13 protein-coding genes are annotated in these 12371 nt (G+C 44.7%); 4 read left to right on the top strand and 9 right to left on the bottom strand.

Annotation, left to right across the window (positions count from 1 at the left end):
* Window positions 1-115 precede the first annotated feature (115 nt).
* Together SM122_RS09985 and SM122_RS09980 are read right to left on the bottom strand one after the other, a co-directional pair.
* Window positions 116-1594 carry a flotillin family protein gene (locus tag SM122_RS09985; RefSeq protein WP_003005145.1) on the bottom strand — a complete coding sequence of 493 codons (1479 nt, stop codon included), beginning with the start codon at window positions 1592-1594 and terminating at the stop codon, window positions 116-118.
* Window positions 1595-1718: 124 nt separating this feature from the next.
* A complete protein-coding gene (locus tag SM122_RS09980; protein WP_023918923.1) occupies window positions 1719-2258 on the bottom strand; it encodes a YceD family protein in 540 nt (179 codons plus the stop codon).
* A 197-nt stretch (window positions 2259-2455) separates the two neighbouring features.
* Here SM122_RS09980 and SM122_RS09975 point away from each other — a divergent pair, with 197 nt between their 5' ends.
* From SM122_RS09975 to SM122_RS09965, 3 genes are all read left to right on the top strand, one after another.
* Window positions 2456-3316: a helix-turn-helix domain-containing protein gene (locus tag SM122_RS09975; RefSeq protein WP_155170108.1), complete on the top strand. Its 861-nt coding sequence runs from the start codon at window positions 2456-2458 to the stop codon at window positions 3314-3316.
* Window positions 3317-3579: 263 nt separating this feature from the next.
* The gene (locus SM122_RS09970; protein WP_173018902.1) at window positions 3580-3756 is read left to right on the top strand and encodes a hypothetical protein; all 177 of its coding nucleotides are present in this window, start codon (window positions 3580-3582) and stop codon (window positions 3754-3756) included.
* Window positions 3753-4970 carry an MFS transporter gene (locus SM122_RS09965; RefSeq protein WP_155170110.1) on the top strand — a complete coding sequence of 406 codons (1218 nt, stop codon included), beginning with the start codon at window positions 3753-3755 and terminating at the stop codon, window positions 4968-4970. The genes SM122_RS09970 and SM122_RS09965 overlap by 4 nt, the downstream gene beginning before the upstream one ends.
* A 26-nt stretch (window positions 4971-4996) precedes the next feature.
* On the opposite strand, the gene htpX is transcribed toward SM122_RS09965, so the two are convergent.
* Both htpX and SM122_RS09955 read right to left on the bottom strand, forming a co-directional pair.
* Window positions 4997-5893 (bottom strand): zinc metalloprotease HtpX, encoded by an 897-nt coding sequence (htpX, locus tag SM122_RS09960; protein ID WP_003017370.1) that lies wholly within the window; start codon window positions 5891-5893, stop codon window positions 4997-4999.
* 1 nt (window position 5894) lies between these two features.
* Window positions 5895-6455: a LemA family protein gene (locus SM122_RS09955; RefSeq protein WP_049472048.1), complete on the bottom strand. Its 561-nt coding sequence runs from the start codon at window positions 6453-6455 to the stop codon at window positions 5895-5897.
* 70 nt (window positions 6456-6525) lie between these two features.
* On the opposite strand from SM122_RS09955, the gene rsmG reads away from it, so the two are divergent.
* The gene (gene rsmG / locus SM122_RS09950) at window positions 6526-7239 is read left to right on the top strand and encodes a 16S rRNA (guanine(527)-N(7))-methyltransferase RsmG (RefSeq protein WP_155170115.1); all 714 of its coding nucleotides are present in this window, start codon (window positions 6526-6528) and stop codon (window positions 7237-7239) included.
* Between the two features lie 29 nt (window positions 7240-7268).
* On the opposite strand, the gene SM122_RS09945 is transcribed toward rsmG, so the two are convergent.
* The 5 genes from SM122_RS09945 to SM122_RS09925 all read right to left on the bottom strand — a co-directional run bounded on the left by SM122_RS09945 (window position 7269) and on the right by SM122_RS09925 (window position 12302).
* Window positions 7269-8189, bottom strand: a complete 921-nt coding sequence (locus SM122_RS09945) for a carbohydrate kinase family protein (RefSeq protein WP_155170117.1) — start codon at window positions 8187-8189, stop codon at window positions 7269-7271.
* Between the two features lie 73 nt (window positions 8190-8262).
* A complete protein-coding gene (locus tag SM122_RS09940) occupies window positions 8263-9018 on the bottom strand; it encodes an SDR family oxidoreductase (RefSeq protein ID WP_155170119.1) in 756 nt (251 codons plus the stop codon).
* A 4-nt stretch (window positions 9019-9022) separates the two neighbouring features.
* A complete protein-coding gene (locus tag SM122_RS09935) occupies window positions 9023-9853 on the bottom strand; it encodes an energy-coupling factor transporter transmembrane component T family protein (RefSeq protein WP_126404720.1) in 831 nt (276 codons plus the stop codon).
* Window positions 9846-11528, bottom strand: a complete 1683-nt coding sequence (locus SM122_RS09930) for an ABC transporter ATP-binding protein (RefSeq protein WP_195326726.1) — start codon at window positions 11526-11528, stop codon at window positions 9846-9848. Before SM122_RS09930 ends, SM122_RS09935 begins: the two co-directional genes overlap by 8 nt.
* Window positions 11529-12302, bottom strand: coding sequence for a nucleoside phosphorylase (locus SM122_RS09925; RefSeq protein ID WP_049472830.1), 774 nt, complete (start codon window positions 12300-12302; stop codon window positions 11529-11531).
* Window positions 12303-12371: the final 69 nt, after the last annotated feature.

Raw genomic sequence — 12371 nt, 5'->3', positions numbered from 1 at the left:
AAAGCAGAAAATAGCTTCCCGCCTTCTCCAAGAGGGAGAAGATCATGCAAGTCATTTGATCTTAAAAACAAAAGTGCCCGAGAAACAGTTCTCAGACACTTCTTGATGAATGGCATTAATCTTCTTTAGAAGCTAACTCCTCTGCTTCAATGACCGGTTGTTCTCCTTCTTTGAGTTTGTTGACCGTCATATTGACCCCAAGAGCTCCTGCTAGCAATTGACGAATATCAAATCCGGCTCCTTGAGAGACTTGGTCGATACTTTGCATAATATCGCCCACCATCTTAGAAGCATTGCCTTCCCCGTACATGGTGATCTTATCAACCTTGGTTAATGGTTCTGCGACAGCACGCGCAATTTCAGGCAACTTGTCAACGACCATTTCAGTAATGGCTGCTTCTTGCATTTTCTTCATGGCTTCGGCCTTTTGGTCCAAACCTTTGGCTTCGGCTTCCAGTTTCAAGCGAATAGCTTCAGCCTCGGCACGACCTTTGGCTTCAATAGCTTCGGCCTCTTGCAATTGGGCAAATTTCTCAGCTTCGGCTTGGGCTTTCCGAGCTTCGGCTTCTTTTTGTGTTTCGAAGAGTTCAGCTTCGGCCTTGCGTTGGCGTTCGATCAATTCTGCTTCTGCAGCTTGTTGACGCGCATATTTTTCAGCTTCAGCTTGTTTGCGGATGTTGGCATCCAATTCTTGCTCACGAACCTTAACTTCGCGCTCTTTGACTTCCGCTTCTTTTTCCTGTTTCATGATATTGGCTTCGGCTGCCACGCGCTCTTGTTCACGACGTTGCACTTCTGCCTCAATTCCTTTAGCGGCATCTGCTTTTGCTTGGGCAATGTCTGCTTCTTGCTTGAGGGCTGCTTGTTTGAGTTTCAGTTCATTTTGTTTTTGCGCAATTTCAAGATCGGCAGCGACGCGTTTGTCGTTAGCCAATTTATCTTGTTCTGCTTCGACTTCCTTGCGTTCACGTTCTGCTTTGGCTTTGGCAATCAAGGCATCTTTCTTAATGGTTTCAACATTTTCAATCCCGAGGTTATCGATGACTCCCCCTTCATCAGAGAAGGATTGAACCGTAAAGGCGATGACTTCTAGACCCATTTTTGCCAAGTCTGGTGCTACGTTGTCCTGCACTTTTGAGGCAAACTCTTGACGGTCATTGACCATCTTACGGAGCTCCATCTGACCGATCACTTCCCGCAAGTTTCCTTCCAAGACATCTTGGACAGAATTGGAAATATCTGTCGTATTCCAGTTCAAGAAGTTTTCTGCAGCCCGGGCAATCATTTCATCGGTTGTACCGATTTTTAATTTAACAGCTGCATCGGCACGGACGTTAATGAAGTCCAATGTTGGGACTGCTTCTGACGTCCGAACATCTGTCGAGAATTGCTCAATATCAAGATAAGAGCGTTGTTCGACAAAGGGAATCATAAAGCCAGCTTTCCCACGCAAGTGACGTTGCTTCCGAAGACCGGTAATGACCACGACTTCGTTGGGTTTAGCGTTCACATAACCTTTAACAAGCAAAATCAAAATAATAACTGCGACTATTAGGCCGGTAATCAACCAACCTGGAATAAATAAAGTATCCATACTTTTTCTCCTTTTTTAGAGGTCTCCCCTCTGTTATTTATTAATCCTAGTATATCAAAAGAAGGCCTTTCCTCAAAGAAAAGACCTGTATTTATGTCTAAATTTATCAAATGCAATCTCTAGCTTATTCTTCGTCAAACAAGCCATTTAGACCGGCGAAAGGACTGTTTTCTTCTTTCTTAATCGCTTGAGCGGCTTGGTATTCTTCTTCGGATAGGATTTTCCAATCATTGCCTTCGATAAAACCTTGTCCAGCCTCTTCTTCTGGAGTGAGAACCTTGAGAGGAATATTGAGCAGAATATTATCCGCTACACTCTCACTCAGGTCAATCTTCCCACCTTCGATTGGAAGGATCAAGTCTTCCTCTAGGGCCTCGATATCTGCGTCAGACTGTACATCCTCCGCAAACACCTCTGTTACAGGATAGCTCTCTTGAAGCTCAACAGGCTCCATGCTTCGGCTAGATGCCAAAACGATGGTGTAGGTCAACTGGTAATCCAAGACATAGAGGCCTGTATCATAGGCTACTCGTCCTGCCGCTGTCACATTCTTTAAATCAAGAATTTCTGGATTACGCTTTTGCAATTCCTTGAGCAAATCCAACTCTTGATCAAAAGCTAGTCCTTCAGGATTTTTACGGATTTCTTGTGTAAATAGGTTCATTCTTTTGTCCTCAAATCTTCTAGATACTACTAGTATATCATGAAGCTGCCCCTCAACCAAGAAGTCTCCTCAAAAATTTGTTATAATCATGAAAAAAGATACAGAAACTAGGCAATTGGTGTTGTACACAAGGGTCTCACCATCTCTTGGACAAAAGAGAGTCACTTGCTAGGGCATTGTTAGATAGAGGAGAATTCATGAAAGATATCGGAGCAGTTTTTCGGCAAATACGTGAAAGTCGCCACATCTCTTTAGAGGAGGCTACGGGTGGCGAATTTTCACGCTCCATGCTATCTCGATTTGAAAGAGGGGAAAATGACCTGACCACGCAACGTTTTTTTCAGGCCCTTCAACAGATCAAAACCAGCCTCAGTGAGTTTTCCCATCTAGCTGGAATCGATCAGCACTCTTTTATTCCCAAATTGTTGAAAGAGCACTATGAAAACATGAGCTTGGAACACGACCAAGCCTTGTACCAAACTTACCAGCTAGCCTATCAGAAACATCACAAAAAAGAAGACCTCTTAGCCAGCATTATTCTCAAAGTCCAAATGCTTGGCTTCTATCCTGAGGTGGAGCTCACCGCTAGCCAAGAGGAACTGGATTTCCTCCATGATTATCTCTTCTCTGTCACAATCTGGGGAAATTTTGAATTAAACCTGTTTTCTCTGACCTCTCCACTTTTCTCTAGTCACCTCTATCGCCAATACACAGAGGAGTTGGTCCAAAGGGAGGATTTCAAGCTTCTCCTAGACTCTTCTCGTTCTGCCCTTAACTCTATTTTTCTTAATGGCTTCTTTCTCGCCATTAGTTCAAATGAATTTGAAGATGCATCTTTTTTTGATCACCTAATTAACGACCACTTTTACTCTGAGAACGAAGCCTACCTTCGGACGGTTTATCTCTACGCCAAAGGAGAATTTCTCTATCGAAAGGGAGAAAAAGAAATCGGTCTTGAAAAGATGGAGCAGGCCATTCAGGTCCTATCCATTCTTGATTGCAAGGACAGCACCAACTACTACAAACAGAGCATGCAAGAACTCATCAAGGAAGCCTGAAAAGAGAGTGGGACAGAAATCGGTAATTCGTTAGAATTCGATTTCGTCGTCCCACCTCCGCACAGTTGAGTAGGGCTGTAAAAGCTGATGAAATCAGCGTAGTAGAGCCCACTCAACCACTGCGTCTTGCTCGACAATCCAAAAAAATAAAGAGGCTAGGACTTTTGTCCCAGCCTCTTTTTGTTGAAAATATGCAACATTTATTTTTTCTTGTTTTTTAGTTTTACAATAGGACTATCAAGTAAAGAAAGAAGGTTCTTCCCATGATAACCAAACTAAAAAGCCACTTCCTCCGCTTTCTTCTCTCACATACCAGCGTTTATCTGAAGGATCAGGAACTTCTTCTCTCTGATGATGAGAAACTAGACCTCTTCAAACAGATCGTTCGATCTATCAAACAAGTCCTAGCAACTGATCACGTGAAAGAGGAAGGCTTATGAAACTCTTAGCTCGTAATAATATTTTTGCCTTACTCAGCCTTTCTCGCTTTTTAAATACCCTTGGTGCTGCCATCTACAATCTGGTCTTTGTGGTCTTTGCTGCCAGCATGCCTCAGCCTAGTCTGGCAGTTGGCATTGCCAATCTAATTGTATTTATTCCTAGCCTCTTTACCATTTTTGTTGGTATGAAGGCTGACCGCACGAAGAAAAAAGCTAACTGGTTGATCCGCATTGGCTATCTTCAAGCCATCCTCTTCATCCTTATTGCTCTCATGACCAAGATTCCGGGTTACCTAGCCTTTTCGATTGTTTGCTTTTTAAACATTGTTTCAGATTGTTTGAGCGATTATCGCGGAGGCTTGCAACTCCCTATCATGAAAAAGAACATCCCCGACGAGGATTTGATGGAGGCCTATTCCTTCAACCAATTACTTAGTATGGTCTGCTCGATTTCTGGACAAGCTCTAGGAGTTTGGCTACTAGCCATCAGCCATCAAAATTTCGCCCTGGTCGCTTCGATCAATGCAGTGACTTTTCTCCTGTCTTCCACTTGTCTCCTGATGAGAAAAAAGCAGCTGACACATGATCCCGTCATTGAGCCCAAAAGCAAGAATTCTTTGATACACGAATGCCAAGAGATGTACCAGAACGCTAAAAGTATTTTTGCAGATGAGGAGGTCCACCACTTTGGCAAGTTGCTCTTCTCATTGGTTCTCATCAATGCCTTAGGTGGATCCATCTCTGGTATCTACAATTTGCAACTGCTTCACTCTCCCTTCTTTCAGTTGAGCTTTAGCCAATCCCTCTTGATCCTAGAGGCTGTGACTATTTTAAGTATGGTCTGGGCTAGTCTGACACCCCACGATTATTTTTCCAAGCAATCGCTCCACCATACCCTCCTGTGGATCGCAGGTGGACTGACCATGCTTGGGCTTACAAACATCCTGATGCACTGGGACATTCTTTCCCTTCTACTCATCACTTTCCTTGGTTATCTTGTAGCAAAAATCAACCCAAAAGTTTCCAGCCTTTTAATGAGCAAATTACCCGCTGAAAAATTAGCTTCTACCTCTAGCTTTTTGGGACTGATGGTCAGCTTTGCCATGCCACTTGGGACAGCTCTCTTTTCTAGTCTAGCTATCTGGAGCCTTCCCCTAGCTTGGGGGATCTTTGCCATCCTTGGTTTCACTACCCTCCTCTTAACAACCAAATAAAAAATCCACCGTTTGGTGGATTTTTTTTACATTTTTCTTAGGCGAGCCACCCGCTCAGCAATGGGTGGGTGGGTATAAAAGAGTTTTTGCAATCCGGATTCTTTTTTTGGATCGTTGATAAAAAGAGCACTGCTCGCATCATCGACATGTCGTTGCATTGGTTCGCTATTGTCTAGTTTTAACAAAGCATTGATCATCCCTTGAGGATTCCGTGTCAATTCGACACTGGAAGCGTCTGCTAAGAACTCCCGTTGACGAGAGATGGCTAACTGGACCAAGGTCGCTGCTAATGGCGCTAAAACGATGGCAAGCAGGGAAAGGATCAACATAACAATCTCCAAACCACCGCTACCTTCTCGATCATCGTCCCGGCTACGGCCACCGCCCCACCACATCATCCGGCCACCAATGCTAGAAAGCATGGTGATGGCACTGGCAAGGGCAACCGCAATCGTAGAGATGCGAATATCGTAATTGCGAATGTGGCTGACTTCGTGTCCGATGACTCCCTCCAATTCCTCACGGTTCATCACAGCTAGAAGACCTGTCGTTGCTGCAACAGCAGCATTTTGAGGATTAGACCCTGTCGCAAATGCATTCATAGAAGGATCATCCACAATATAGACCCGAGGCATGGGTATCTGGGCTACCATGGCCATATCTTGGACAATATGGTAGAGTTGAGGGGCTTGCTCTTCCGTCACCTCACGCGCTCCATTCATCCGCATGACAACTTCAGTTGATTGGAAAATCATGCTAAAGGCATAGATTCCCCCAATAATCAAAGCTAGGATGACGCCACCAAGTGAGGAGCCTAACCAGAGGTAGCCAACGGCTGCTCCGATGAGGGCCAAGAGTATGAAAAAAGCAATAAGGAGAATCCAGGTTCTCCTTTTATTGCTTGCAATTTGGTCAAAAAGCATATTAGTCTCCTAATCCGCTAAAATCCACCTTTGGTACAGCTTTTTCTTCTTCAGGCACTTGAAGGAATTCGGCTTGTCTGAAGCCAAACATTCCAGCAATTACGTTTGTTGGGAAAGTTTCCAATTTCACATTGTAATTGCTTGTGACACTGTTGTACAATTGACGGGCATAAGAAATTTTGTTTTCTGTATTGGTCAATTCTTCTTGCAATTGCATGAAGTTGGTGTTAGCCTTCAAGTCTGGGTAGTTTTCAGCAACCGCAAAAATGCCTGCCACTTGACGTGAAAGAGCATCACTGGCTGCCATCGCTTCTGCAGGTGAAGTAGCTTGAGCCACTTGTTGGCGAAGTTGAGTCACTTTTGCTAGTGTATCTCCTTCGTACTTGGCATACCCTTTAACGGTTTCAATCAAGTTTGGAATCAAGTCATTTCGACGTTTCAATTGTACATCAATTTGACTCCAAGCTTCGCGAGTTTGCATCCGGCTTTTCACCAAACCGTTGTAAACTCCTACTACAATCAACACAAGGACCACAATGATCCCAAGAATAATCCAAATCATTTTATTGAATTCCTTTCATTTCTTTCTACCAGTATATCAAATTTCCCTTATTTTGTGGTAAAATAAAAGCATGAAACCAGAAGAATTTTATGTCCGTTTAGCCGACCTCGGCTTTCCATTAACTGATCGTCAAAAAGAGCAATACGAACGCTATTTTGAGCTCCTCGTGGAATGGAATGAGAAAATTAATCTCACTGCCATCACAGAAAAAGACGAAGTCTATCTCAAGCATTTTTATGATTCTATCGCACCCATTTTGCAGGGTTTAATTGGAAACCACCCCATCCGTCTCTTGGATATCGGAGCTGGTGCCGGCTTCCCAAGCCTACCAATGAAAATCCTATTCCCTGAGCTAGATGTGACCATCATTGATTCCCTCAATAAGCGGATCAATTTCCTTCACTTGCTGGCTGAAGAGTTGGGCTTGAGCGGAGTACATTTCTACCATGGACGAGCTGAAGACTTTGCACAAGACAAAGCCTTTCGTGCCCAATTTGATATCGTAACTGCCCGTGCTGTAGCCCGCATGCAGGTCCTTTCTGAGCTGACCATTCCCTATCTGAAAGTAGGGGGACGGCTTCTTGCTCTCAAGGCTAGCAATGCTCCAGAAGAGTTGGAAGAAGCTAAAAATGCCCTTAACTTACTGTTTAGCAAGGTTGAAGACAATCTACAGTATGAATTGCCTAATGGGGATCCACGCTATATCACTCTTGTAGAAAAGAAAAAAGAAACCCCTAATAAATACCCAAGAAAAGCAGGCATGCCCAATAAGCGTCCGTTATAAGATGATACTAAAAAGAAGCTGACAGTTTGTCAGCTTCTTTTTGAATAAACTAATTTTTTTAACTCTTGCTCTAGGGTATGGTAGTGATGGCGCTCTAAATGAACTCCCTTGGTCGCCACAACCATACTTGCTAGATGGTTAGCAAAGGTTAGCGCTTCTTTCACATCTAGCCCTTGCAAAGATGCCGCTAAAAAGGCTCCCAGATGACTGTCTCCTGCGCCTACAGTATCGACGATTTCTGTCGGAAATCCGGCCACCTCGTAGAACATACCATCGTATGCGATCGCTCCTTTTTCTCCCAAGGTGACGATGACTAACTGCCCCGTTCTTTGGTAGAGTTTCTTAGCTGCGTCAGCAATCTCTTCACAAGCTGAAAAAGCCTTGGCTTCTGCTTCATTAACATGGAGAATGGGGTGGAGATCATAGATGGCTTCCAAACGCTCCTCAGGAATCAAGAGTCCTCGAGGTCCTGGTGCAAAGATGACTTGGCCTTTGACTTTTGACACAGATTGAATCAGTTCCGATCCAGTCGGCTCTTCTACTTCAAGGCCACAGAGATAAATAAATTCGTAGCTTTCCTGCTCCAGAGACTGGAGCCATTCCTTCTGAAAACTATATTCTACTCCATGATCTGATAAAAAGGTCCGTTCACCATCCGACTCAATAAAGCAATAACAACAACCATTTGCTCCGGTTACTGAGATTGGAGTCTGGATGCCCAGCCTCTTGAGTTCTGCCTTGACAAAGTCCCCGTAGACACCCGTCCCCACTGGCGAGATGAAGTCAACATTTTGACCCAAAGCATGAAGTACGGTGACGACATTAAAGGCACACCCTCCAAGAGACCAAGTCTGCTCATGGATATGGGCGTCTCCTTCCCGACTCGGTAGTCGATCCAGATAGACCATAACATCACAAACAGTAGAACCAATCACTAAGGCTTTTGACATGGGTTTCCTCCCTCCTATTCTCTATCCTCAACATGGAAAAATAACCAGCACCGGATCGTGCTGGTTAGTAAAACTAGTCTCCCCGATAGACCGGTTGTGGTCCAAAGGTTTGGGAAACCGGCATGATTTCAATGCGGTTGACATTGACATGCTTGCGCTGTTGAATGAGCCAAGCTACGGTATTGGCAATATCTTCTGGTTGAATGGCATGGGCATCTCGATAGAGAGCCTCTACCCGTTTTTCATCCCCTTTAAAGCGTACCGTCGAAAACTCGGTCCCTTCACAGAGACCTGGCTCAATATTGGTCACCCGAATTTGTTTTCCAGCCAAGTCCGCACGCAGATTTAATGAGAACTGTTTAACGAAGGCCTTGGAAGCACCATAAACATTGGCCCCTGGATAAGGCACCGTCCCAGCAGTTGACCCCATATTGATAACATAACCATCATTTCGTTCCACCATCTGAGGCAAGATTTTCCTTGTCAGATAGGTCAGACCGATTATATTGGTCTGGATCATGGTCAGCCAATCTGCAAGCTCTGCTTCATGAGCTGGAGCGAGACCTAGGGCCAAGCCAGCATTATTGACCAAAACATCCACTCTCTCCCAAGCTTTTGGCAAACTGGCAAGTGCATGATCCACCTGAGAAAGATCCGTCACATCCATTTGAAGGGGATAAAAAGCTTCTCCCAGCTCTTCTTGAAGAGCCTGTAGTTTTTCAATGCGTCTAGCAGCGCCAATCACTCGATGCCCATCGGCAACTAAGCGGTGACAAATGGCTTGGCCAAAGCCAGCAGATGCTCCCGTTACTAAAATTGTTTCTGCCATTTTCTTACCTCCAAGGATTATAGAAGCGACCTTTGTTTACCCAAATCAGGACGATACTCAAAATCACCATGAAGATTGACCCCAAGATAATCAAGCGATCACGAGTGGTCATCTCCTGATAGGTGTACCAGGTCCGTTTTTTATTTTTTCCAAAGCGACGCAGTTCCATGGCCGTAGAGATCGTTTCAATCCGCTCCAAAGAACTAAAAATCAAGGGAGAAATCATCTGAAGATTTCCCTTCACCCGCTGGACAAAGTTGGCCTTTTTGGACAACTCCAAGCCTCTGGCTTCTTGCGAGAGCTTGATAATCTGGTATTCCTCCTGCACATCTGGAATATAGCGCAGGGTCAAGCTCACTGAATAAGCAATCTTGTATGACACCCCAATCTGGTTGAGACTCGAAGCAAACTGACTGGGATGGGTGGTCATCAAGAAAATGAGAGCTAAGGGAATGGTACACACATACTTCAAAGCGAGGTTGAAGAGATAAAATAACTCTTGGGCTGTAATACTATATGCCCCTAAACCATCTAGAAGAACTGTCTTTGCTCCATAGATTTCTACCCCATATTGAGGGGCAAAAAGATAGACCATCAAGACATTGAGAAGGGCAAAGACTAGGGCAAAGCTCAGAACAAAGGAGATGTCTTTCAAACGAATGCCTGAGGTTGCAAATAAGGCGAGGGCACCTAGACCAATGACCAACAACAAGCGAGTATCGTAACTCAACATGGCAGCTAATGATACCAAGAGTAAGAAAAGAAGCTTGCTAGCGCCTGAAAGGCGATGCAGAAAACTGGTTCCGGCATGGTAGCCGACTAAGCGATTATTCATGACCTTCCCCCTTCTGATTCATATAAAACTGGGTCAAGGCAAGAGGATCGACACCAAGTCGATTTGCCAAGGCGAAAATAGACGTTTCTTTCAAATAAGCCCGTCTCAAAATTTCTGGTTGGGTCAAGAGCTCTGCCGGTGTCAAATCAGCCAAAACCTGCCCATCCATGACCACGACTGCCCGGTCCGAATAATCCAGCATGAGCTGCATATCATGGGTAATCATGACAATGGTATGCCCTTTTTGATGGAGTTCATCAAGGAAATCCATAATTTCCGTATAGTTTCGTTGGTCCTGACCAGCCGTCGGCTCATCGAGGACGAGAACATCTGGTCCCAAGACAAGGATAGAGGCGATGGTCACCCGCTTTTTCTGACCATAAGATAGAGCAGAAATCGGCCACTTACGAAATTCGTAGAGACCACAGGTCTTCAAGGCTTGATGGACACGACTTTCAATCTGGGCCTCTGGAACATTTCTCAAGCGAAGACCCAGAGCCACCTCATCAAAAATCATGTTGGTCGAGATCATCTGGTTGGGGTTTTGCAGGACATAGCCCACGCGCTCTGCCCGCTCCTTGACACTATCACCCTTGATATCCTCTCCCTTTGAGAAATAGGTTCCTTCCGTCTGGATGAAGCCACAAATCGCCTTAGCAAGGGTTGATTTTCCAGCCCCATTTTTACCAACAATAGCCAACCGTTGGCCTTTTGGAATGGTTAGAGAAAGGTCTTTTAGAATGGGCTGGCCTTCTCGATAAGCAAAGTTCAAATGACCAAGTTCTAGGATTGTCTCTGCCTCTGCTCCTTTTTCAAAATGAGGAGTTGGGATATCCACTGATACATCACCAAGTGGTAGTTTTTCTACCTTGTCCAAATGCGGTAGCTTGCTGATATCCTGGCCTAACTGGCGAAGAGTCGTTAAATAGAGAGGTTCACGAATCCCATTTTCAGCCAGCAGTGTCGTCCTCAATAAATCATCAGGTTGACCATTAAAGAGAACTTGACCTTGATTGATCAAGATAACCCGATCAATCGGACGGTAGAGTACATCCTCTAAACGGTGTTCGATGATAATAGTTGTCGTTCCCTGCTCTTCATGAATCTGATCAATCAGATCTATGATATCCTGACCCGATTTGGGATCTAGATTAGCCAGTGGCTCATCAAAGAGCAGGATCGGACTTTCGTCAATCAGGACACCTGCTAAGCTCACTCGCTGTTTTTGCCCACCGGACAAATCTTGTGGCCGATGATCCAAGAGCTTCATCAAATCTAAGCGTTCTGCCCAACTCTGCACACGCTCTTTCATCGTTCTCAGATCCACCATGTCATTTTCAAGGGCAAAAGCCAAGTCTTCTGCGACACTCAAACCTATAAACTGGCCATCTGTATCTTGCAAAACCGTACTGACCAAATGAGATTTCTCATAAATACTGAGATCAAAGGCTTCTTTCCCCTGAATGAGGAATTTTCCACTACTGGTTCCCTTATAGATATTGGGGATAATCCCATTTAGACACTGGCCAATCGTTGATTTTCCAGAACCAGATGGCCCAACAATCAGAACCTTTTCCCCCTTATAAATGGTTAAGTTGAGATTTTTTAAAGTTGGCTCAGACTGTGCCTTGTATTGGAAGGAAAAATCCTTCAGTTCAATCATTGCTTCTTTCATTTAGTTTGCCTTTTCCCAAAAGAGCGCAAATTGGATGGCTAACTCCGCGATGCGATCCTTGCTATCTAAATCCTCATGACTAGATAAGGTTCGGATATCCCATTTTTCTTCCGAGAGGTGGTCAGCTGCATAGAAGAAATGGCAGAGCTCAAAGCCCCTATAAGCTGCTAAGGCTGCCACTGCCGAACATTCCATATCCACACAGATGGCTCCTGCTTCCATTCGTCTCTTCATCTTGTCGATGGTTTCCCGGTAGGGGGCATCTGTCGTCCACACTTTTCCTGACTGATAAGAAACCTTGTGACTGTCCAGAAAGGCTTGGAAGAGAGGGAGGGTTTTCTTGTTTACTTCCACTTCATCACTAGCCGGAAGATAGTGGTAACTGGTCCCCTCGTCGCGAAGAGCAGCCGTTGGAATGATGATGGAAGTCGCTTCGATATCACGGTCTAAAACCCCACAGGTTCCAAAGAGCACCAGTTTTTCCATCCCAAATTGAATCAGGTCCTCTATAATCCCCACACAGGAAGCAGCCCCAACGGGTGCATTAAAGGCACCAATCTGTTGGTCTCCAATAGTGATCCCATAGACCACGACTTCAAAATTGGCCATGGAGGTTCTTGCAATGACCCCATGTTCATAATTTTCAAGGAGGCGAGCAAAAGTTACTCTTGAAAAGCAAGAGATGACTACTTTGGGAAATCCTTCAATTGGTTGGTGTAAGTCTTGTGGATTGATAATCGCCTGTCGATTGGCATCAAATTCTTCTAACAGCATTTCGTGCACCTCTTTCATTCTACTTCTAGGCCCCTATTATACCACAATTAGCCTAGTCATTGGTTTTTG

Origin of the sequence: Streptococcus gingivalis (assembly GCF_035544715.1) — a bacterium.
GTDB classification, from domain to species: Bacteria; Bacillota; Bacilli; order Lactobacillales; family Streptococcaceae; genus Streptococcus; species Streptococcus gingivalis.
This window is presented reverse-complemented; position numbering and strand designations above follow the sequence as displayed.